The sequence below is a fragment of the Accumulibacter sp. genome, assembly GCF_029255145.1.
In the GTDB taxonomy this organism is placed as follows: Bacteria; Pseudomonadota; Gammaproteobacteria; order Burkholderiales; family Rhodocyclaceae; genus Accumulibacter.
The window spans coordinates 31413-56590 of sequence record NZ_JAPUVQ010000016.1; the positions used below are offsets into that span (position 1 = coordinate 31413).

At 67.0% G+C, this 25178-nt stretch carries 2 protein-coding genes (1 of these 2 only partly in view); both read right to left on the reverse strand.

Features of this window, described 5'->3' with window-relative positions; genetic code table 11:
- Window positions 1–291 (reverse strand): DUF3467 domain-containing protein, encoded by a 291-nt coding sequence (locus tag Q1L50_RS01375; protein ID WP_300335344.1) that lies wholly within the window; start codon window positions 289–291, stop codon window positions 1–3.
- Window positions 231–25178, reverse strand: the 3' portion of a protein-coding gene (locus Q1L50_RS01380) for a CARDB domain-containing protein (protein ID WP_300335346.1). It continues 11517 nt past the right edge of the window; 24948 of the gene's 36465 nt are visible here — the last part of the coding sequence; the start codon falls outside the window, past its right edge; the stop codon is at window positions 231–233. Before Q1L50_RS01380 ends, Q1L50_RS01375 begins: the two co-directional genes overlap by 61 nt.

Below are 25178 nucleotides of genomic sequence, written 5' to 3' on the forward strand. Positions count from 1 at the left end.
TTACTTCAGTTCGCCGTAACGTCCTTCGTATTCGTCGACGAGTTTGCCGAGCATGGTCGCCAGCCGCTTGGCGGCGAATGGACTCATCACGATGCGATGTTCGAGCCGGACGTCGTATTCGGAGGCGCCCCGGTCCCAGCTTTCGTTGACGCCGAAGTTCATGACGACTTCTTCGCGCGTGGTGGTGACGTTGACCATGTTGCAGTAACTGCTTTTTACCGACGCGGTGTTCATCCGGATGCGCTGCCCCTCGTCGCCGGCGGCTGCGCTTTCGATTTTTTCGTCTGCCACTTCCTTCTCCCTGGTAGGTTCTTGAATATTTCCGGCTCTTGTGGTGCCAGCGGCAGGATGACCATCAGGCTCTCCAGTAGGCCGGCCTCGGTGCGGTTGTCTTGCCAATTGTTTTCCCGGTTGTTTTCCTGTGTGGGCTCCGGCGGGCTGTCGGGCGTGCCGTTCGGCGCGCTGGCCGGGGTGCCGAACGGGGTATCTGGCGAAGGACGATTTTGCCTGTCTTCCGGTGTCCCTTGCGACATGCCGTCCGCTAGGTCTTGGCGGAGTTGGTCAGGCGCCGACGGGCTGGCTGGCGATGGTCCGGGCACCACCCGCAGCGCGGCGTTGGGATTGTCGCGCTTTTGCGCCATGTTGGTCACGAACAATTTCCGCCATTCGTCACGCTCGCCACGCCCTGCGTCCACCGGGAATCTGAAGCCGGCCGGACGCGGGCTAAAGTCGATCTGCGGCAGGTTTCCTGGGGTTTCTGCCACCGTCGGCGTCGAGGCGTCGGCGGTGAAGCCGAGTTGCGCGCGGGCCAGGGTGTCGGCGGGCGCGACGGTGCGCTGGGCGGGCAGATTGGCTGCTGGTTCGACGCTGCCGGGCTGCTGCCCGGTGCCGGCACTGCCGGCCGTGGCGGCGAAGCCGTTGCTGTCGCGACCGAACGAGGTGAGTTGCAGGGGTGGCAGCCGGCTGAAGATCGGTGGTGGTACTTGTGGTGGGATTTGCGGTGGTACTTGCGGTGCTGGCGGCAGGACGACGATTGACAGCGGCGCGAGGCTATAGCTGCCATCTTCGTCGGTGGCTACTGCCTGGATCTGGATCGGCCCGTCGATGCCGCTATAGCGGTGCTCCAGCTGACTCGGGTTGCCGGCATGGTCGATGATCTGCCCGTCGCCCCAGTCGATCCGCCAGTTGCGGATGGTGTCGTCGCCAGGGTCGGCGCTGCTCAGTGCGAGGCGGTAAAGTTCGCCGGCCTGGGTCGATGGCAGGCCGGAAACGCTCAGCGCTGGTGCGACGTTGAGGACCATTACGGTGAAGCGGCGCGCCGCCGAGGCGCCGGCACGGTCGGTGACCTGAACGCTGAAGTCGTGGCGGCTGTCGCCGTCGAGGGCCCGCCAGTCGATGGCGCCGCTGCTGGCGTCTATGTGCGCGCCTGCCGGCGCGGTGAGCAGTGTGTAGCTGAGGACGTCGCCAGGATCGACGTCGTTGCCTACTGCGGTCAGGGTGAGGGTGTCGCCTTCGGAAACGCTGCGGTCGGCCAGCGCGGCCAGCGTCGGTGCGTGGTTTGGCCCAGGGCCGATGGTCACGTGGACGGCTCCGATGGCGGTGGCGCCGGCGCTGTCGGCGACCAGGTAGTGGAAGTCGTCGACAGCGAAGTTGCCGGGACCCGGCGTGTAGCGCACCTGGCCCTGCTCGATAACGGCGCTACCGTGCAGCGCCTGGCCGACCGCGGCCAGCGTCAGGACCTGATTCTCGGCGTCGCTGTCGTTCGCCAGGACGTCGATCAGCACCGAGCCGCCAGCAGCAACCGTGGCGCTGTCCGAAACAGCGACCGGCACATCGTTGACCGGCGTAACGGTGATCGTCGTCTGGCCGGTCGCGGTGAACTGGCCATCGCTGACGCTGTAGCGGAAGTCACCAACGACATCACTGCCGTTGTATTCGGCCGGTGGCAGGTACTTCAAGCCGACCAGTTGCGTACTGCTCAGGGTGTCGTTGTCGCCAACCGCGCTGCCATTGGCGTACTGTACCTCGCCGACGATCGGCAGCCCGGTCACGACGATGGTCAACGCCGGGCCATCGACGTCTATCGGCGCTCTCAGGCCGAGTGCCACGGCGGCGCCCTCTTCGTTGGCGGTGATCGCGCTGCTGCTGGCGATCGGCGCGTAGTTGCCCGGGATGACGGTGATCGCCGTCTCGCCGGTCGCTGAACGGCTGCCGTCGCTGACGCTGTAGCTGAAGCTGCCGACCGCATCGTTGCTGTTGTAGAGCGCCGGTGGCAGGTACTTCAGGCCGACCAACTGCGCGCTGGTCAAGCTGTCGTGGCCACTGACCGCGCTGCCATTGGCGTACTGCACGACGCCGAGCGCCGGCAAACCGCTGACGACGATCGTCAGCAGCGTGCTATCGACGTCGCTTGGTTCGCTCAGACCGAGCGCCACCGGGCCGCCGCCTTCGGCGGCGGTGATCGCGCTGCTGCTGGCGACCGGCGCGTCGTTGACCGGCGTGACGGCAATCGTCGTCCCGCCGGTCGCCGAGAACTGGCCATCGCTGACGCGGTAGCTGAAGCCACCGACGACATCGCTGCCGTTGTACTCGGCGGGCGGCAGGTACTTCAATCCGACCAGTTGCGCGCTGCTCAGGGTGTCGTTGCCGCCGACCGCACTGCCGTCGGCGTACTGCACCTCGCCAATGGTCGGCAGACCGGTCACGACGATGCTCAGGACGATGCTATCGACGTCGCTCGGGGCGCTCAGAGCGAGCGACACCGGGCCGCCGCCTTCGGCGGCGGTTATCGCGCTGCTGCTGGCGACCGGCGCGTCGTTGACCGGCGTCAGCGTGATCGCCGTCTCGCCGGTGACCGTGCTGACGCCGTCGCTGACGCTATAGGTGAAGCGCCCGACCGCATCGCCGCCGTTGTACTCGGTCGGTGGCAAGTACTTCAGGCCGAGCAGCTGCTCGCTGTTCAGCGTGTCGTTGACGCTGACCGCGCTACCGTCAAAGTACTGAATCTCGCCTAGCGTCGGCAGACCGGTAACGACGATCGACAGGAGCGGACTGTCGGCGTCGGCCGGTGCGCCGAGAGCGAGCGATACCGCCGCGCCCTCCTCGCTGGCGGCAATCGCACTGCTGCTGGCGACCGGCAGCAGATTGTCGCCAGCGCCGGCCTTGACGATGCTGACGTTGTCGATCCGCAACTGACTCGCCGCGCCGGAAAAGCCCAGCAGGTCGAAGTAGAGCGTCAGTACCGTGCCGGCGGCGATACCGCTCAGGTCGATGCTGACCGTCACCGGCTGACCGGCTGGCAGCGTACCGCCATTGCGGTTGGTGAGCCCGGTCGCGCTCACCGACGATGCGGCGAAGACCTTGCCACCCGCCTGCAGGTTGAACAGCGCGTCGCTGTTGCCCACCGGGATGGTGCCGGCGACGGCGTTGCCGAAGAGATCGAGCAGCGCCACCTCGAAGGCATCCGAAGGGCCTTCCTGATTGCCGACGAAATCGGCGCCGAGCAGTTCGAAGCGCAGGATCTCCGCCTGATCGGGGACCGTGAAAGTCTGTACCAGACGCGACGCCAGCCGCGGATCTTCGTTGAGAACGCCCTGTCCGTTGACGACGCCGGCCTGGCCGACGCCGGTCCAGCCGAAATCGGTCGCCGTTACGTCGTCAACGTCGAAGCCGTCGTTGACGATGCCGGCGTGAATGTCGCCATTGAGCAGCAGCGCTTGCGAAGTGACGCCGGCGGTCGCGGCGCCCTTCATGCCGATGAACGCCAGCAGCGCGGTCAGGGGATCGGCCTCGGGGTTGCCGTCGCCGGCTCCGGGCGACAGCGCCTGCACACCCCGGCCGGCGCGGTTCGACGCGTCGAGCGCGTCAAGGTCCAGGTACCAGGTCGCCAGGGCATTGGTGCCGGCCAGTGAAACCGTCGTCTCCGGATTGTCCATCGCCAGGTGCAGCGCTTCGCGCTGTCGATTGGCGACACTGACGGTGTTGGCGGTCGACATGAAGTTGGCCCCGCCGTTGCGCGGCACCGACTGGAAGGGATTGTAGATGTATTCGTCGAACAGGCCGAGATTGTGCGCCAGTTCGTGACCGACCACCCAGCCGAATGATTCGCCGACGTCCTGCCGCGTATCGCCGACGTTCAGATAGGCGCGCAGGATGCCATCGACGACCAGCGTCATCGCGCTGCCACCGGCCATCGCGCCGGTACGCAGCGGATTGACCACCTGTGAGAGCAGAAAGCGCTTGCCGGGAATCGAGAGGTCGTCGCGCAGGACCTTGCCGCCAAAGCTGCCGGCGCCGGCGCCCGCGGTGGTGAGCTTGTTCTCGAAGCTGGTGTAGGCGAAGTCGAGCCCGGCAAAACTGCGCGCGTCATTGTCGGTCGCGTTCAGCCACGGCCGGTTGATCATCACGATCGGATTGAGGCCGTTTTCGCCGTACGCGAACTCGTTCTGCTGGATGCTCGGCAGATAGATCGAGGCGGCGTACACCGGCCCCATCGCGTTAGGGTCCTTGCCGAAAACGGTGTGGAAGCCGGTCAGCACGTCGGCCCATTCAGCATCGGTGATCACTGGCGAGAACAGACCGGCGAAGATTCCGTAGTTGCCGGTCGCAAAACCGTTCGCGTCATGCACCGGCGTCGTCGGATCGGCCACCCACTGGTCGTACTCGGTACGAATCGCCTGCACCATCGTGCGCAGCGTCGCCAGCGAAACGCCGACGGTCTGCTTCTCGACCGCACGCGCCTTGACCGTGATCTTGCCCAGGTTGCGGCCACCCTCCTCGATCTGGTACTCGGCGAAGTCGTCGATCGGGCTGGTATACACCGACTGGTACTTGATCCCCTGCGCGATACCGCCACTCTCTCCGACCGAGAATTGTCCGGTCGGATTCGACACCGGCTTGACTTCGACCTGGGCAGCGTTGTCGAAGCCCAGCGTGCGGGTCTTGCCGTCGAGCGTGTCCATCATCGACCACACGCCGTCGCTGGCGTCGCCGTCGGCGAAGTCCGGCAGGTAGAAGAGGTCTACCACTTCGTCACGAACGCTGCCGTTGCCAAGCGTGATGGTGAAATACAGAGCGGTCTTCTCGATCGGCAGGTCGGCGTCGGCGTAGGTCTTGATGAAGTTGTCGCTGAACCTGGCTTTCAGGTCGAGGTGCAGCGTGCCACCCGGATTGACGACGAAGCTGTCATAGAGCGGCGCGTGCGCCTGGTTGTCGTTGAGCAGTTTTTCAAGCCCGCCATCGACGAAGACCAGGAAGTCGTTCGGGTCGGTGGTCACGGTGACCGTGAACGGGTCGGCGAAACGATTGGTCAGTTCGACCCATTGACTGCTCAGGCCGGTCGTCGGACCGGTCGCGGTATCGGTGAAAAATACCCCCTTGTCATTCTTGTCGGTGGTGCTGTCGGTGATCAGCCCACGCATGAACTGGACGTGGTCGAGCAGGATCTCGGCGTCCGCCGAGCCACCGCCGCTGAGCGAAAACCTGAGCATCCGTTCGGCGCCCCGGAAATCGACCGGAATCTCCAACAGGCGGTTCGCGAAACTGCTTCCCTGGCTGTCGAGCGCGACTGCCCCGAGGTCGACCCAGTTTCCGGTGTCGGGCAGGTAGCCCTGAACCTGCAGCGTCTCGCCGGCAGCCGCGGCAAGCACCTGGACGTCGAAGCTCAGGTACTCGGCCCAATCCGGCACGACCATGCGGTTGTGTCGGACCCACGAATTGTCGTTGTCGAGCATCGCCGCATGCGTGCCGTTGGCCATGGTGACCAGCCGGTCGCCCGGGGCGTAGGTCTTCTCGAAGCCCCCGCCATGGAACGACCAGCCCGGCAGGTCGCCGGTAAGGTTGGTCGCCAGGCCACCGGCAGAGTACTGCAGCAACCAGCTGCGGTTGAGCGCGCCTTCCTCGAAATCGCCGTTGAAGACCGATGGCACCGGCAGGCCGGACGGATTCATCGTCTCGGTGTTGTCGAAGCTGACCGGGATCCTGGTAGTGCTCGGAACACCCGCGAAGGGCACGCCGCCCTGCTGCGAGAACGCCCAGCCGGTGCCGATTCCCTCCCAGGGACCCAGGCCGACGGCAAACGACTGGGCGTTGTACCAGGGAATGCTGACGCCCTGGAACTCGGTCGCGTCCTTGTCCGCGAGACGACGGAAGACCGGTTCACCGCCCTTGTTGAACTCGGTCACCGAGAGATCGGTGGTCGCTCCGTACCAGCGCCAGACGCGGCTGTGCGGACCTCCCGGCCGCAGCGAGCCATTGTTGATGGCAGTCAGCGTCGCCAGCCCGTCGTCGGTAGTGAAACCGGCGCGACCGTTGAGGTTGATGCTGACGTCGAAGTTCGGGATGAAACGGCCGTTCGGTGTCGAGACGATGCCGGCGCCGACCGGCAGCGCCGTGGGGCTGGCCAGAATCTGGTAGTAGTGTTCGGCAAAATCGATGTTGCTCCAGCGCTGTACATCCGGGTCAAGGAAATTGCCGGTCGGAATGATCGCGTTGGTCGGCATCATTCCCCACAACTGGATCGCGGTGCCCAGCGCGGTCGCCCCCAGTGCGCTCACCCCACTGCCAAATAGCTGGATGTACTCGCCAACGGGAATGTCGAGCGACGGCTGGTTGAAGTCGTGGGCGTCGAGCGAGGTCATCGACAGCCGCACCGCCGGCGCGTAGTTGCCGAAGCGCTGTGCGATTTCGCTGTTCACCACCGTGCCACGGCTGTGGCCGATCAGGTGGATCGGCGAGTCGAACAGCTTGTTTCCGCCGATGTTGAAGTTCAGCCTGGCCAGCGCCGAATAGAGCGCATCTGCGGCCGCCTCGCTGAAGCCATTGGTCGGGAAATCCGACTCGTTGTACCAGTCGCTGACCAGCACCACCGGCTTGCCAACCATCGCCGGCGAGGCCAGCACCGATTCCAGATCGACGCCGGTGACGAAGGTCGCACCGTTGTAGAAGACCAGCCAGCGGCCGGTCGTCTTCTGGTACAACGCGGCCACTCCCTCGCCGCCCGCCCGGGCGATGTTCTCGGCCATCTCGATGAACGCGGCAATGCTGTCGGCGACGTTGGCCGGCGCCGTCGGCGAAAGCTGGAAACCATGCGTCAGCAACGTTACGCTGCTGAACGGTTTCGACACATCGCGGAACGCTTCGGTCTTGAACAGCCGCCAGTCGCGGGCAACCACTGTCCCCGCCGGCGACACCACCTCGACACCCCAGAAGTACTGCTGGCCGGCGGTAAGCTTGAGTTGCGCCGCCAGCGCCTTGATGAAGATTGCGTTGCCTTGCGGGTCGATGCTGCTCGCATCGAGCAGCGCCGACGAGAAGATCCGGTCGGCATTCAGATCGGGCGTCCCGAGGTCGGTCGGGAAAAGGCCGTCGCTGCCCCGGTAGGTGCTCACGTAGAGCCGGCTCTTGGCGTTCTCGAAGCCCTTCACCAGCCACGAGAAAGTCGGCGTCAGGTTGCTGGTCAACGCGCCGGGCGCCAGCAGTTCGAGCGACGCTCCGCCCTGCGCGATCAGACCGTTCGCCATCCCGCCGACGCCGATCGGGCCGTTCGTGGCGCCTGCCGGGACGCCGAAGACCGGGTCCTTGAAGCGGCTGCCGGGCTCGATGATCTTGAAGTTGGAGCGGACGTTGATCGACGGATCGAGATCGTCGATCGGCTTGCGGTCGAGCTGCCCGGCGAACGCCGGGTTGTTGACCGCAGCGATCATCGCCTGCACGTCGAAACCCATCACCACCCGCTGACCGCGGTAGCCGCTGTACAGGGTATTGCCGTCCGGCGACAACACCAGGTTGTCGGGCCAGGACATCGGCACCGGACGCGTCGCGGCGACCAGTGTCGGCGCCGCGCCGAGCGGATCGCGGATGATCCCGACGTTGCCGCCGGCCGGATGGAATGGGTCGTAGTTCGGGTCGTGCGACGGATTGTCCTGAATGTAAACGTTGAAGCCGGAGACGAAAGCGTAATCTCCGTCCTTCGAGAGCACCACCGAGATCGCGTTGTTGACGTCGAAGTAGTCGCTGACTGATCCCAGGTTGATCGCCACCGGGGTCTGCGTGTAGCTACCGACGTCGCCCTTGACGATCACCACGCCCCTGGAGTCCGACAGGCGGTTGGTGTACAGCATCACGTTGGCGTCGTTGGTCGCCGACACGCCGTACGGTTCGGCGCCGGCCGCCAGCACTTCCAGGACCTCGCCGTAAGTGGCGCTGCCCTGGTCCACGTCAATCACGAAGACCCTGCCATTACCACCGCCGGCGCCGCCGAACAGCGCTTTTTCCGGCGCGGCGACGAACAGGCGCGTGCCGTTGGCGTTGATCGCCATGCCGCGCAGACCGGAAGGAGCCGGCGCCACGTCGATGGTCTGCACCAGCTTGTTGTAGCTGCTCGAAGACGGATCGATGTCGAGGACGTAGATCCGCCCCGCAACCTCGTCCGAAACGTAAGCCTTCTTGCCACCCTTGCCGACAGCGATCCAGAACGGTTGCGCGCCCGGCAGCAAGGCGATTCGACTGACGCCGTTAGCCAGGTCGCCGTCGGCGTCCACCTGCTGCAGCGCGACGGTATCGACGACGGCGACGGAGCTGGCGTAACGCAGGGTCACGTATGCGCGCGTGTTGTCGGCGCTGATCGCCACCGAGCGTGGCGCCGGGAAGCCACCGGCGATCGGGATGCGCGCCGCCAGCTCCCTGGTCTGGCTGTCGATCACCAGCAGCTGATCACCGCTGAGACCACCGAAGATGTAACGCGCGTCGTACGACAGCTGCACGCGGTTGCTTTCTTTTCCGACCAGCTGATTCCAGGCGCCGTTGTTGCTGAGCACCTGCGGTCGCTTGACATAGATCTTGGCGGTTCCAATGGCGATCGACTGCGGCACCTGCACCAGCACCTCGGTTGGCGAACTCGATGCGTCGGGATGAACCTCGTAGCTATGGCCGTCGGGAGCGACGAAGACGACGAACAGGTCGGCGATGGCGCTGCCGTCTTTCGCCGACGCTGGCGCCGGCGGGTTGTCGTAGGTAAAGCGATCGCCCTTGATCTCGACGAAGGGCGCCAGACCGCCACCGGCGGTGGCGCGGAAGACCAGCCGTGCTTCCGAGATGAACGGCTCGCTGGCCGGCGAGGTGCTCGGGCTGTACGGATTGACCACCTGGATCGAGTAGTCGCTGACCTTGCCCGGAGCGACCTCGACACCGACCGTGGTTTTCTGCGGCAGGCCCTGTGCCGGTACCGAGATGATCTGCAGCTCACGCGAGCCGAACAGCGCGGTCATGATGAAACCGGCGGTCAGCGAGAACGCGGCACCGATGGCGGCGCCGCCGCCGAGCGACGAGAGCACCGCGAACGACGAGCCACCATCGTTGATCCCCGACGGAAAGGTCGCGTAGGTACGCCCGCGCAGCTGCCCGAAGCTGGCCTCCGGCGCAATGCCCATGGTGTACACCCCCGACACCGAGACGCCCGCATAAGGTGGCGAAGAGGTACGTGCCATACCGTCGGCACCGACGACGCCGGTTTCCTCCTGCAGCCAGACCGGCAGCAGCGTTCCCTCGGGGGTCGGCAGCTCGGCGTAGCGCATGAAAACGACGTTGGTGCCGGCCGCCAGACCGCTGGTCGGAATCGCCAGTTGCACCGGCGTCGCCAACTTGCCGTCGCCGACTTCGAGCCGGAAGGCGCCGGCCACGGCCATGCTCTCGGGCATTGCCAGCGGCAGCGCCGCCGGCATGACCGTGGCGATCGAGACCTGCGTGTTGCCCGACAGGGAACCTGCGGCGACCGCCACGACCGAGCCGTCGGCCCCCTCGACGATGCCACCGAGACTGCCGAGCAGCGCGGGCCCGCTGATCGGCGCCTCGACCTTCGCCGACACGACGAATTCGCCACCGCCGTTGATCACCGTGACCGTCGAGCTGCCCGCTGCCTTGCCGGTGATCAGGCCGTCGGCCGAAACGCCGAGTACCCGATCGTCGCCGACGAAATAACGCGTGCCGGTGCTCGCCGGCGTCAGGTCGGTCTGGCCGGCGAGACTGGCGACGATCTGGCGCTGACCGCCGTTCTCGACCAGAGCGACGGCGCCCGGATAGACGTCGATCCCCATCCCGAAGACATACGCGGCGACGGTCTCGGTCGGGGTTCCGACGGTAAACGACGTCGCTGCGCGCAGGTCGCCACGCTCGGCGACGATCACCCCCGAGCCCTTGCCGACGCCGCCGATCCGCCCGCCGGTGACAATCGTGCCGCTGGCGGCGTTGCTGCTGGTCAGGCTGACGTACGACGCCGGCAGTGCGACGCCGCTCTGGTCGGCGAAATCGCCAATCAGTTGGATCTGCCGCCCTTCGCCGAGTTTCAGCCGCAGGACACGCTCGACGAAGTCGATCCGCGTCAGCGCGGCTTTACTGATCGCCACGGCGATCGTCTGGATCGTCTGGCCAAAACCGTCGTCGGCACGGATGGTGAAATCGGCGCTGCCGACAAAGCCCATTTCGGGCGCAAAGATCACCGACCGGCCGTCGCCCGACAGACGCGCCGTGCCGTGGCTCGCGCCAACGATCGAGAAGAACGCCCGGTCGCCTTCGGGATCGGTGACGAAGGTCGAAACCGGCGCGCTGACGTCGAGATCCTCGTGCGTGGTGACCGTACCGGCGACCACCAGCGGCGCCCGGTTCGGCGTGAAGCCGGCGTTCTGCATCAGCAACTGCAGGTCGAGGCTGTCGATCAAGCCGTCGGCGTCGGCGTCCAGCGCCAGGGTGTAGCCGGCATCGCCACGGCGCAGCCCGGCGGCGGCGGCGATCAGCACCGCGTCGCTGCCGTCGGCCTTGCCGTCGCGGTTGGCGTCGCCAGCGACGAACAGCGACAGCTGGTAGCTGCCAGCGCTGGCAGCCGCCAGCTCGATCAGCGCCAGTCCGGCGTGATCGAGTTTGTAGAGCGCGAAAGCGCGGTTGCCCTGGACCGACGACGCCACCGGCGCAAGCCCCGGCAGGACCGGAATCAGCGGCAGCAGCCCGGCGCTGCCTTCGACGATCAGCCCAAGGTATACCGACCCACTGGCCGTCGACGCCAGTTCGGACTGGCGAAGCGTGAACGCGAAGCTGACCGTCTCGCCGGCTGCGAGACTACCGGCGACCGGCGTCGCCAGATAGCCCAGCGACGAACCCAGGTCGGCAGTAATCGCCTGCTGGGCGACGCCGGTCGCGCGATAGGCGAAAAGCTGGCCGCCACCGCCGCCCGAGACCATCGCCAGACGCCCGAGAGCACCCTCTGCGTAGCCGTAGCGCACCGAACGTGCCGCCTCCAGGTCACGAACGGCAAGCAGCCGACCCTGCGTGTCGTAATCGTAGAGGAACTGGCGGCCGTCGCTGGCGACGACGCGTTCGATGAAACCGTCGGCGTTGAGCGAAAACTGCACGCGCTCGCCGCTGCTGGCGACGATGCCGCTGTCGCTGACCAGCAGGCGAACGCCGTCGGCGAAAGCGATCTCGCGCACTTCGCCATCGCCAATGCTGTAGCGCGTGCCGTCGGGAGCGACCAGCAGGTAGTCGGTGCCGACTGCGTTGGCCGGGTTGTAGCCGCGGCCGGTGCGCAGGTCGAAATAGCCTGTCCCGGCGCGCTGCAGCGGCGTCGCTGGCGCCTCCAGCGACCAAGCGCTACCGTCGGCGGCGACGAACGCCGGCAGATACCAGGTCTGCCCCGGAATCGAGTGCTTGGTCGGGGCAAAGGTGAAGGCCGTGCGCTGGCCATCGGGCAGAGTCACGAAGACCCGCTGGCCATCGGCAAAGGTGCCCAGCACGCCGGCCGTTTCGCGGCCGGTGAGCGCCACGTCGGTCTGCAGGTCGACGTCACGGAAAGCGAGTCGCCAGCCCTCGCCGAAGCTGCCCGGAATCGAACGGGCGAGCGAATCGTAACTGCGCGCGAAGGGCAGATCGTGGGCGGCCACGGTGAGCACGAAGTCGGTCTCCGAGCGCAGCAACTGCGGCTTCTTGGTCGCCGAATCGACCTCGATGGCGATGCTCGCCTCGCCGCGCCGCCCGGCCAGATCGACCACCCGCAGGCGCAGCGTATACAAGCCGTTGGCCAGGCTGGTCGGATCGAGCTGCAGCAAAGCGGCGGCGTTGACCTCGGCGTCGCCGCTGGCCAGCAGCGAAAAGTGCTCCTCGCCGTAGCGGGCGATCTCCAGCGTCCAGGAATCGACGTTGTCGTCGCCGGTGCTGCCGACCAGCGCCGTCGTTTCCCTGATCCGGGCGAACGCCAGCTGGCTGGCGAACGACGGCGTCGGCGCGCTCCGGTCCTGCGGATCGCGAACGCGAATCGTCGAAGTACGGCTGCCCACGAAGCCGTCGACGTCGGTAGCCTCGGCGCGCAGCGCGATCTTGCCGACCGCGGTGGTCGTCAGCAGTGCGCGACCGTCGGGGTCCAGCGGTACTTCGACGCCGTCGGCGTAGAGCCGCAGGCCGGCGATCGCGCCGAAGCTCTCGGCGATCACGTGCACCAGCACTTGCTGCCCGGGGATTACCGGGAAGCTCGGCGTGTTCTCGATGATCACGCTCGGTGCCGGCGGTGTCAGTGCGGCGCGAATCACCAGCGGCAGCGACGTACTGGCGAGGCCGTCGGAGACCAGCGCCATGACCAGATAGTCGCCCGCCTGGCCGGCGCCCGGCGTCCATTGCAGCAGCCCGGTCGCCGGATCGAGCGTTGCGCCTTCGGGGAGACCGCTGGCGCTGTAGCTGAGCTGGGCGTTCTGATCGGCGTCGCGACCGACGATTCGGAAAGCGAGCGGCCAGCCCAGCAGCGCGACGTGGTTGGAGACGATCAGCTGCGGCGCCCGGTTGACGTTGGCGATCGCCAGGCTGACCGTCGTCTCGCTGCTCGCCCCCTGCGGGTCGCGCGCCGAGAAGGTGAAGCTGTAATCACCGGCCTGCTCGTAGTTCGGTGTCCAGCGGAACTCGCCGCTGCGCGCGTCGAAGCGCGAACCCGCCGGCAGCGGCGTCAGCGCGCTGAACACCACCGGGTCACCGTCGACGTCGCCGACGGTCAACTGGAATTGCACCTGCGAACCCTCGCGCCCGGTCTGCGGCAGCAACGAGACGACGATCGGCGCCTGGTTGCTGTTCTGTACCGAGAGACGCACGCTCTCGGCGCTCTCGGCACTGCCATCGCTGACCGAGAAGCGGACATCCGGGTACTCGCCGGCGCTGAACAGGTTCGGCGTCCAGTTCAGAACGCCATTGACGGTATCGAAACTGGCGCCCGCCGGCAGATTGCCGACCACGTAGGTGAGTGCGTCGCCATCGGCGTCAAAGGCCGCCAGTTGCAGACTGAAAGCCTGCCCCTCGACCAGCGCCAGGTTGCCGACCGGTGCCAGGACCGGCGCGGCGTTGCTGTTGCGGACCTTGACGCGCACCACCTGCGACACCTTGTTCGGCGCTGTCGCACCGTTGTTGCCGTTGTCGCTGACTTCGAAGCGGACGTCGAAGCTCTGACCGAGACTGGCCGCAGTTGGCGTCCATTCGACCAGCGCCCGGCCGTAGGTCGGCTGCGGCGTGATGGTCATCCCGGCCGGCGCATTGAGCATCGCGAAAGCGAGCGAATCCTGGTCGAGATCGCGAACATTGATGGTGAACCGCAAGCGTTGGCCGACCAGCGCCAGCTTGTCGCCGATTGGCGCCAGCAGCGGCGATTCGGACGCCGACAGCGCGCTGAGGATGAAGCGCCGGGTGAACGACTGCGCCAGCAGCGCGCCGCCGCCGTCACCGTCGTCGGTCGCGGTCAGGGCGATCTCGTAGTCGCCACGATCGCCCGATTGCGGCGCGAAGACGAACTTGCCGGTACCGTCGCCGTTATCGACGAAACTGGCGAAAGGCGGCAGACCGGTAACGCCGAGGGTCAGCGGATTGCCGTCCGCGTCGCTGGCGCTTACCGGCAGTTCGAAGACGCTGCCGCGTTGCACGCCCTGCGGCAGGATCTCGGCGATTTCCGGCGCGCGGTTGGCGTTGCGGATACTGATCGGCACGACGATTTCGGACGTCAGCGGCAAGCCGCCGTCACCGTCGTCGGTGGCGGCAAAGCGGACGCTGTAGTCGCCGGCCTGGCTGAACCCGGGCGTCCAGGTGAACATCGCCGTTACCGGGTCGAAGCTGGCGCCAGCGGGCAGACCGCTGACCACGTAGCTGACACTCGCGTCGGCACCTTCCTGCACGGTCAGCGTGCCGCTGCTCTGGCGATCCTGCGGGATGAAGCCGGGATTGTCGGCGTCAAAAGCAAAAGCGCGGAAGCTCAGCAACTGCCCCTCGAAGCTGATCCACGAACCGAGTTCGTCGAAACGCGGCGCGGCATTGACGTTCAGGACGTGCACCCGCAGCTCGGTTTCGCTCGACTTGGCGCCGTCGCTGGCGCCGAGCTTGAGCAGATAATCGCCAGCCTGGGTGAACCCGGCGGTCCATTCAAAGACACCGGTATTCGGATCGAGGTAGGCGCCGACCGGCAGGATGTTGGCGAAGAAGCGGAGTGGCTGCCCGTCGACGTCGGAAGCCTGCAGTTGCAGGCGCAGCGAATCGCCTTCGCGGATCGTCCGTTCGGCGACCGGTTTGACTTCCGGCGGCGCGTTGTCCGGCTTGATCAGCAGCGCAAACGAGCGGCTGACCGAAGTCTTGCCGTCGCTGACCACCAGTTCGACGTTGTTGTAGGTACCGGCCGACTGGTAATCGGGCGTCCACACCAGCGCCTTGAGCAGCGGATCGAAGACCGCCCCCGGCGGCAGGTTGTTGGCGAAGTATTGCAGGAAGTCCTCGTCGGGGTCTTGCGCCGAGACGCCAACCAGCAGCGATTGACCTTCCCGGCCCTCGATCTCGGCCGGCAGCTCGGAAACCACCGGCGGGCGGTTGGCGCCGGCGACCTCGACGACAAAAGCCTGGGTGTCGAAGCCGCCACGCGTATCGTAGACACGCAGCAGCACCGATGCGCTGGCCGGGCTGAGTTCGGTCGGCAGCCAGCTGAGGACGCCGCTGCTGCTGTCGAGCTGCAGGCCGCCGGGGCCGTCGAGCAACAGGTAGGCCAGCGCGCTGCCGTCGGGGTCAACGGCGACGGCCTGGTAGCTGTAGGGCTGGCCGGCGGCGGCGACGCTCGCCGGCGTCGACGTGAAGGCCGGCCTCTGATTCGGATACGGCACCGCGTAGATCCCGTGTCCGATGCCGATCTGCTGCGCGGCGCCGTTGGTGATCGAGACGCTGAAGGTGGCCAGCGACGCGCCGGCGTGGAGCTTGCCGTCGGGCAGCTTGCCGGAAAGATCGATATACCACAGGCTGCCGGCGCCTTGCGGCGCGACGCCGCCGAGCGGCCGGCCCTGGAAGTACCGCGCCGGGTCGATGATCAGCGACGCCGGCAGCAGCAGATCGTAATCGGCTTCGTTGGTGATCGTCACGTCGTAGGAAACGATGCCGCTACCGCGGTCGCTGCGGACGCGATCGAAGTCGAGGCGAACCACCGACGAGAAGTCCTGGGCGGCGACGAAGCTCGAGATGAACGCCGATCCGAGCGCCATGCCGGCGCTGCCGCGAACGCTGCCGAGCACGCGCAGATCGTAGAGGTCGGCTTCGAGGTCGCTGACCGCCAGCGTGACGGTACGCGCCGGCGCGTCGTAGCTGACGCCGGTGATCGTCGCCATGCCACCGTTCTGGCGAACGACCTGGTAGTTCAACGGGTTGAGCACCGAACCCGAATCCGACGCCGGCCCGGCGAACATGTCCTGGTCGAAGGTAACCGTCAGCTCCGACAGCGGCAGCAGCACCACCGCCATGTCGGGTGGATTGGTGGCGATCACCTGCGGCGCGACGATCGGACTGATTACGTCGACCTGGTGTGACTGGCCGAGCAGCACGCGGCCGTCGCTGGTCGCCACCACGCCTTCGCCGCGCGAACCGCCGCGAGCAATCTCGACGCTGCGCAGGGTGGTCAGATCGACCATGGTCAGCGCTGACCCGACCTCGCCGCGCGTCGAATTGCTCGAAACGAACAACAGACCCGCCAGGCGGGTGCCGGTGCGCCCGAAAGCCAGCGAGTCGACTTCGCCGTCGAGACGCACCTTGACCGTCGCGCGTCCGCGCTGGTCGAAGCTGACAACGTCGCCACGCGCCGGCCATGAGGTGCCCCACAGCGTCTCGTCGGCAGCGAAAGCGAGGTCGTCGACACGCAGGTCGCTGAAGTGCCGGAAGCTGCCGCTGGCCGGGTCGAAAATCTCGACGCCGTCCCCCGACGACACGTAGATCTCGCCGGTCGACGGCTTGATCGCCAGCGCCTGCGTGATGCCGGTGCCAAAGCGTGCCTGGATCGCGCCGCTGTCGGCGTCGAGGCGCAGCAAGGCACCGCCGCCGGTGGTCGCCCAGAGCTGTCTCTGGTCGTCGAGCGCCAGATCGAAAATCGGTTCGGCGAGTTCGACGAAAGGCTGCAGCGCGCGGCCGCCATCGTGCGCGATGCGGTACAGCCAGCCGCGGTTCGGGCCACCGCTGACGATCGTCGACCCATCGGGCATCTCGACAATCGCCAGCGGGCCGATCGCCGCGTGGCTTTCGACGAAGTCGGTGGCCCAGGACTGCGCGGTAAACGGCCGCATGACCTCGCTGAACTCCGGCAGCCTGGCGAGCGGTGTCGCCGCGGGAATCTGCTGCTGCGCGGCGACGAACAGCGGGTTGGTCGCCGGCAGCACTGGCGCCGGTGGCGGTGGCAGGTCCTGTGAGGTCTGGCCGAAACTCGGCAGACCGCCGAGGTTGGCGCCGGAGCCGTCGTCGGGTGCCTGCACGCCGCCGGGCGCGGCTTCGCGATTGCCGGCACGGTCGGTCGCCAGAGCGAGGAATTCGTAGCGATGGCCGGCCTCGCCGGAGTAGATGTCGAAGGCGTCGGTCGTCTGCCGTTTCCAGATCCGGAAGTCGCCGCCGTCCCTGGCGACATAGACCGTGACCTGGGCGACGCCGGAACCGCCGTCCTCATCGACGGCAGCCCAGCGCACTTCGTAGTCGCCGCCGCCGGTGTGCACCGGCCGGGCGGTGAGCGTCGTCACCGGCGCGCCGGTATCGAAGGTCTGCACCAGTTGCTGCGTTTCCTGCGGGGCGATGGCGTTGAAGCGCACCACCGCCTGCGCCTTGACCAGCGTTCCCGAGGCCAACCCGTCTTTCGCCTGTACGGTATAGCCGAGTTGGCCGACGCCGCGACCGTCGGCGGCGCTGGGCAGCAACAGCCCGCGCGTGGCGTCCTGCAGCAGTTCGCCGGTGTCCGGGTCGATCGCCTGGAAGACCCACGAAGCGGTGTGCGTGCCGGGGTCGATTCCAGCCGAGACGCGCAGGATGAAGCCCTTGGCATTGCGCAGGTCGAAGTCGCCCTGGAACAACGCCCGGCCGGTCGGGATGTGCACGCTCAGGTCGCCGAGTTTGATGTCGCCGAGCCGGAACGTGCTCGGATCGAGTGCCGGGTCGAGCTTGCTGACGACGCGGATTTCGGTCACCGATGTCGCCGCCGCCGACGGGTTCTCGAACTTGACGGTGTACGGGAGCGCCTGCCCGACCGGCAGGAACTGATCGACGCCGTAGCCCTGCGGACCGGCGATCGACGCCAGTTGGCTATCGCCGATCGCCTGCTCGTAGAGCCGCGAGAAATCGAGCGCGGTCAGTTGATTGGACGCCGCCACCGAGGCGTAGTCGGGCAAGGCAATCGTTGCCGCCGACGCACCGTCCTGGTTGAAGCCGACGTAGGGAACGAAGATGTTGAAGGTCTGGAAATACGTCGGATGCGACAGGTTGAGGTTGTAGTCGTCGAATACCGGCAGGGCCGGAACCGGGATTTCCCCCGACAGGCACTCGCTCTCGCGCGACTCGTAGTGGTCGACGGCAGCTCTGGTGCCCGGTTCGTCGCCGTACCATTCCTTGATCTTGGCGAAAAAATCGGCGAGGTCGGCGGTGCTGCGGATCTGGTCACCGACCGGCCCGATCAGAATGCCGGTGGCCAGCGTGCTCATCAGGCTCATCACCTTGATGTCCTGGCGGATCGGCGGCGCTTCGTCGACCGGACGCAGGATGCCGACCTGTTCCAGCGCCGCCAGGTAGGCCTGGCTCCAGGTCGCCGCGTCGGCGGCGAGCACGCGCAGGGCGATCGCGGCGCGCTTTTCGGCCAGCGAAGTGTCGTCGGTGCGCGTCTCGGCGATCTTCGCGTCGAGGTCGGGGTCGGCCAGAATCGCGGCCCGCAGCTTGAGCGCCTCGGCGGTCTGATCGGCGATGAACTCGTCACGGGTCATCGCCGTCGCCGCGCCGACGATGTTGAAGCGGTAGGGAATGAAGGGGAGCACGCACTTGTCGGGCAGCCCCTCTTCCGAACCGGCCTGCAGCCACAGATCCCAGAACTCCGGCAACACCGCGCTCATCGACTGCGGGCCACCGGCGAGCGCCTGAATCGGCTCCAGCTTGGGGTACATCTCGTACAGGCCGACGCGCAGCGCATCCCAGTTGCGTGTCGACAGAGCCTTGAGCAAGGGGTAGGTCTGGACGTTGAAGGTGGCGCCGACGTAGCCGCCGGCGATCACGTCGTAGGCGTAGCCCGACGACAGGATCTGCCCGCTGGTGTTGGTCGCCGAATCGAGGCTGGCCCACGGAACGTCGTCGCCGCCGCTATCGGGCTGGCCGCGCAGGTTGTTGTAGTACTTGAGGAACGGCAGGTCGTAGACGTACTGGTTGGCGCCCATTTCGGGAACGCCGAAGGAGAAGCGCACGTACGGCGTGTCGACGTTGGTCAGGCTCTGCAGCGCGACGCCATAGATGCCGGTCTCGCCGGCGGCGAGCACGCGCGGGCCGCCGAGGCCGATGGTCACGTCGGTTTCGAGCGCCCGCTCGATCAGGAAACGGTAGGCGACGACCGTCTGTTGGCCATTCGGGTTGATCACCTTGAGGTCGTAGAGACCGAGCGGCGCGTCGCGGAAATCGAAGGTCGCGCGGATCCAGGTCGAGTCGATGACATCCCACTTGACCGGCTCGTACTCGGCGACGTCCGGCCGCACGAGCTTGAGAATCGCGTTGTCGGCAAACTTGGCGCCGCGCACGTCGATCGTCACCCAGCGGCTGTCGCCACCCTGGTCGACCTGCACGCCGGTGATCGCGAAGGGCAACACTTCGGCGAGCAGCTTGACCTGCGCGTTTGCCTTCGGTTCGCTGTGGCCGCGAATCAGGACGTAGTAGTCGCCCGGCTTGGTGAACGCGATGACCGCCGTCTGGCTGGCCTGCAGCGGGTTCTCGTAGGTCGCGTCGTAGTTGAAGCCGTCGGGAACGTCACCGTAGCGGACGAATATCTCGTTGGCGGCGTCGTGGTCGGCCGCGGTCAGGCTCAGCTTGAGCGTCTCGCCGTGGCCGACGGTGAGCTTATAGACGCGGCTCTGGCCGGTGGACAGGGTGGTGCCCAGAGCGACGCCCAGATGCAGTTCGTCGACGGCGATGCTCAGCGCATTGGCCGAGGTGCTGAAGTTGTTGGCCTCACCCGCCGAGCGGTACGGACCCTCGAAAACCTCGTTGTAGACGTCCGGCCGCACGATCAGCCGATACTGGCCGACCTTGACCGGCGGCACCAGCGCGTCGAGGCTGGCGGTGTAGCTGCCGTTCCCGTCGAGCACGCCGTCGTGCGCAACCTTGCCGAGCAGGCGGTCGTTGATGTCCCAGAGATTGTCGTCGGAGAGATAGACCGCGTCGGTCCAGCCGCTCGAAGTGACGTTGCTGCTGTGGTTGGCAACGCTCCACTCGACGTGCAGCGTGTCGCCGGCAGCGCCGACGCCCGAAAAGGTGATCGCGTCGACCTGCAGATCGGCCGGTGGCGGCAGTTCGAAGATCGACGGCGGGGAGTTAGGTGTCGCGTTGTTGCGCTCGAAGCCGCCCTCGAAAACCTTGCCACGCCCACTGCCACGAGCCGGATCGGTGACCACGAAGACGTAGTAGGCGCCGCTGATGTCGAGCGGCGCGCGGAGCTTCTGCTCGACCGTGTAGCTGGCGCCCTGCGCCAGCCCGCCGAGGTGCTCGACGGCGACCATGTAGCGGTCGCTGTCGAGGTCGAGCAGCGGATCGCGCGACAGGTAGATCAGGTCGTCCCAGCTCGCCTGTTCGGGCAGCGTGCCGGCGCCGCCGAGGTTGCCGACGGTGTAGGTGACGGTGAACTCGTTGCCGACGGTAATATGCTCCGGCGCACTCACCGCGGTGACCTGCAGATCGGCCAGCGGCGCCGCCGCCACCGGCAGTGCGGCGACGGTGATGTTGTTGCCCTCGCCGCGGAACTCCGGCACCGCGTCGCTGTTGGCGTCAATGCCGACGCCGCGATACTCGGGAACGATGTTGCTGTTCCACCACGCCAGACGGCTGTCGGCTTCCGAATCGGTGAACGCCAGCAGGCTGAAAGCGCCGGCGATGCCGTCGGGCAACCTGACGGTCGCCGTCCCGGTATAGCTTTCACCGACGGCAAGCGCGCTGTAGTGGTGAGCCTCGGCGACCTGCAGATCGAAAGTGTCGAGTGAATCGTCCCTGGACAGGAACAGGCGGTCCCACCAGCCGCTCTCGCGGGTGTCGCGGTTGCCGATGTTGCTCACCGTGTAATTGACGGTGAGCGTGCTGCCCGACTGGCCGCCTGCCGGCGGCACCAGCAGCGAAGTGACCTGCAGGTCGGGTTCGCGATAGGTGACCGGAATGCTGCCGACGCCGCGGTTGTTGTCCTGGCCGCCGACACCCTCGTACGCCGACGCCGGGTAGTAGACGTCGCGATAATAGGCATTGTCGCCGGCGTCGCCCTCGCCAGCCGGGTAGCGCGGGTCGTAGCGATTGGCATCGGTGATGACATAGAGGTAGAAATTGCCGCCGATGCCGCGCGGCAGAGTCACCTCGGCGCTCTCGGTGTAGCTCGCGCCAGCCGCCAGACCGGCGGCGTTGCTGTGCACGAAGGTGCCCAGGCTGGTCGCCCGCTCGGGCAGGAAGACCGGATCGGGCGACAGGTAGACGCTGTCCAGCCAGTAGCGCGTACCGTCCCAGACCGCTTCGCCGAAGTTCTTGACCGTCCAGCTGATGGTCGTCTTCTCGCCCGAGAAATTCTCCCCCGGCGCGGCGATGGTCACCACCTGCAGGTCGGCTGGAAGCGGCACGACGCTGGTGGCCTGGACGCGGGTGTTGTTCTCTTCGTCGCCTTCGACGATGTCGTAGGGTTTGCCCTTGAGCGGGTTGTAGTCGGTATAGGCGATCAGGTACTGGCCGGCGGCCGCCGGGTTCAGCGCGAAGCTGCTGCTCTGGGTGTAGCTGGCGCCGGGCGCCGCACCACCCTCGTGCGCCACCGAGCCGAGGTACCACTGCCTGGCCCCGGGAGCGTCGAGCGTCGGCTTGTCGGACAGCCAGAAGACATCGTTCCAGTTGCCGGCGGCTTCACCGGCGCCGGCGTTGGCGACGGTCCAGGTAAGGCTCAGCGGCGCGCCGGTCGAGGCCAGCGGCGAAGCGGCGAGAGCGGTGATCCGAAGGTCGGGCGGCGGCGGCGCGAAGCCACCGATGACGTCGATCGCGCGCGCCTTGTAGTTGTTGTTGTCGAGCTCGTTGAGGTCGTCCGGGTTCAGGTTGCTGGCCAGCGTATCTTCGAGGATGACGTCGTAGGAGTCGCTCCAGACGGTGACGTAATACCTTCCCGAGGCGACCTGCCCCGGCAGGGCGACCTGGGTGGTGACGTCGTAGCTGCTGCCCACCGCCAGGGCGCCCTGGTGCTGCACGCTGCCGAGCAGGATCGCGCTGTTCCCACTGGCGTTGGGCCGCGTCTTGTCGCGCGACAGCCAGATGGTGTCGGTCCAGTTTCCGCCGGCGGTGGTGCCGCTGCCGCGGTTGGCGACCGTGTAGCGGACCTCGATGCTGGCGCCCTCGACCGCCTGCGCCGGGGCCACGACGCTGCCGGCGACCAGGTCGGCGAGCGGATACGGCTCGACGAAGAGCGGCACCGCGGCCAGGTTGTTGGCGTCGTTGGGGTACTCGTCGACCGAACCACTGCCGTCGGCCTGGACGATCAGGAAGACGTCACCGCGGAAGCGGATCGGAATCTGCAGGCTGCCGCTTTCGGTGGCGTACTGCTCGCCGGGATTGAGCGCGGCACCGTTGTCGTAACTGCCGATCAGCAGGTCGTCGCCCGACAGTTTGTTGTCGAGCGACAGGTAGACGCGATCACTCCAGCGCGGCGTCGTCGTCGGAACGCTGCCCTGGTTGATGATCGAAAAGCGCAGCGACACCGTCGCGCCGGCCGAAGCCCGCGCCGGTGCGACGACGTTGGCCACCTGCAGGTCGGAGCGCGGCAGCAGCGCGACCTGCAGCACCTGATCGTCGGCAGCGCTGTTGTTGGCGGCGGCGCTGCCGTACTCGTACACCTGCCGGCTGGCGTTGGTCAGCACGACCACCTGATAGACGCCTTCGGTACGCGGCGGCAGGCGGAAGCGCTCGGTGCGGGTGTACGAGATGCCGGCTGCAAGGCCACCGGCGTCGTAGTTGAAAGTGCCGAGGAAGATCCCCGGGTCGTTGGGCTGGCCGACCTTGCGCATCGAGACGACGTCGGTCCACGCGCCGTCGGCCCTGGCCAGACCGTTGTTGGTGACCGTCCAGCGGACGTCGATGCTATCGCCTTCGGATGCCGTCGCCGGCGTCACGATGTCGGTCACCTGCAGGTCCGGCGAGTCCGACAGAACGACCTCCACCGGTCCGGCGACGCGGCTGTTGTTGTCGGTGTAGACGAACTCGAAGGGACCGGCGGTGCGCACGCGCACGTAGTAGTTGCCCGACAGTCCGTTGGGAATCGCAACTTCCTGCGTGCGGCTGTAACTGCCGCCGGCAGCGAGTACGCCGAGGTGGGTGAAGGCACCGAGCACGGCGACCACCTGCGTGCCCGCCGCATCCGAGGTGAGCACCACTTCGTCGTTCCAGCCGGGGATGTCCGTCGGACCGATGCCGGCGTTGCTGACCTGCCACGAGACGTCGATGCCGCGACCCGAGCTGGCGGTAGCCGGCACACTGGCCTGGCTGACCACCAGGTCGGCATTGGGGATGCGCATGACGTCGAAGATGCGCGCCGCCTCGGCGGCATTATCGACCTCCAGGCCGTTCTCGAAGACCTGGTTGGCGGTGTCGCTGCGCACGAAAAAGTGGTATCGCCCCTGGAAGTACGCCGGCAGCAGGAAGGTCTCGGAACGCGTGTAACTGTCGCCGACGGCCAGCGCGCCGGCGTGCTGATAACTGGCGACGACCTGGTCGTCGGCGTTGCCGACGATGCTATCGGTGGACACCAGCAGGGTATCGGTCCACTGCGTGCTCTGGCCGACGCCGGTGCCGTCGTTGCTGACCGTCCAGCTGACGGTGATCTGCGCCGGATCACCGACGACCACCTCGGGCGCCGGCGCATAGGGCACGCTGGCGTCGGCGGTCACCGCGCTGACGACCAGGTTGGCATAGGGCGCCAGCGCCGCCGCGAACGGCGTCGAGCCGACGTTGTTGTTCTCGGCGCCGACCTCGCGAAGTTGTCCGAGCGCGTCGCTGTACACCAGCAGAAAATAATCGCCGCTGGCCGCCAGCGGCAGGTGCACTTGTAGTTGGCCGTCGTAGCTGGCGCCGACGGCGAGCGGCCCGGCATGCGCCAGCTCGCCGAGCAGCGCGTCGTCGGCGCCGAGGGTCGCGTCGCGCGACAGATAGACGCGATCGGTCCAGGCGCCCAGGGCGTCGCCGCTGCCGGCGTTGCCCGTCTGCCACGAAACGACGATGGCCTCGCTGGACAACGCGCCGGCCGGTGCCGCGACCGATACCGGCAGCAGATCCGGGTGCACCACGCGCAGGGTCGCCGCCGAGGCGGTGGTGTTGTTGCCCTCGCCGCTGCCTTCGAAAACGGTGTCGGTGACGTCGCTGCTGACGACGATGCGGTAATCGCCATCGGCGACGTCCGGCAGGGTGATCTCGGTGCTCGCCGTGTAGCTGGCCAGCGCGGCGACCTCGCCGATGTGCTGCACCGTCGCCAGCAGCTGTGCGCCGACCAGACTGCCGGTGGCGCTCAGGTACACGCGGTCGCTCCAGCTGCCGTGCGCGGCGCCGCTGCCGGCGTTGCTCACCGTCCACGCTACGGTCGCCGTCTGTCCCGGCGCGCCCTGCGCCGGCACGACGATCTGGCCGACGGTCAGATCGGCCAAGGTCGGCTCCAACACCTGCACCGCGGCGATGCTGGCGGTGACGTTGTTGCTCTCGAAAACGCTCTCGAAGACCTGGCTCTCGGAATCGGTGTCGACCAGGATGCGGAAGTCGCCGGCAAGGCCGAACGGCAGAAAGACATTGCTTTGATCGCTATAGCTCTCGCCGACGCCCAGCCCGCCGACATGGAGGATCTGTGCCAGCAGCGTATCGCCGGCATCGAGCGTGCTGTCAGTCGACAGATAGATGCTGTCCTTCCACTGGGTCACGTCGGTCGGCCGATCGCCGGCATTGCGCACCCGCCAGCTGACCGGCGTCGCTTCGCCGCTACGCGTGCTGGCCGGCGCGGCGACGACCTCGACCTGCAGGTCGGCGTGCGGCGTCGACAACTGGATATTTGCCGTCGAGGTGTTGTTGGCACGGGTATCGGGTTCGCTGATCTCGCCGAGCGCGTCGGCGACGATTGCCAGGCGGAATGACCCGTCGAGCCGCTCGGGCACGGGCAACTGCCGGCTCGACCGATACGACGCGCCCGGCGCGAGCACGCCGTAATGGCCGACGCTGGCCAGCGTCACGTCGTCGGCATTGCCGATCACGTCGTCGCTGCTGAGCAGCACGCGGTCGCTCCACTGCGCGCCGGTGGCGATGGCCCCCTGGTTGAGTACCGTCCACTCGACGGTGATCGTCTCGCCACCGCGCCCGCTGCCCGGAGCGCTCAGGCTGCCGACGATCAGGTCGGCGTACGGCCTGGCCGCCGCGGTGACGGTCAGGCTGGCGCTGTTGTTGTTCTCGCCGCTGTCGCCGGCGGCGGTGTATTCGACCAGGCCACCCTGGCCGGCGACGTTCTGGTCGGCACGGACCTCGACCTCGATCTGGCCGGTGCCGCGCAAACCCTCGGGCAACTGGAAGGTGTGCGAACGCGCGACGCTGGCGTTGGCCGCCAGCGCACCGTTGCCGATCAGCGCGATGTTGTAGGGCAGGTCGACGTCGAGCAG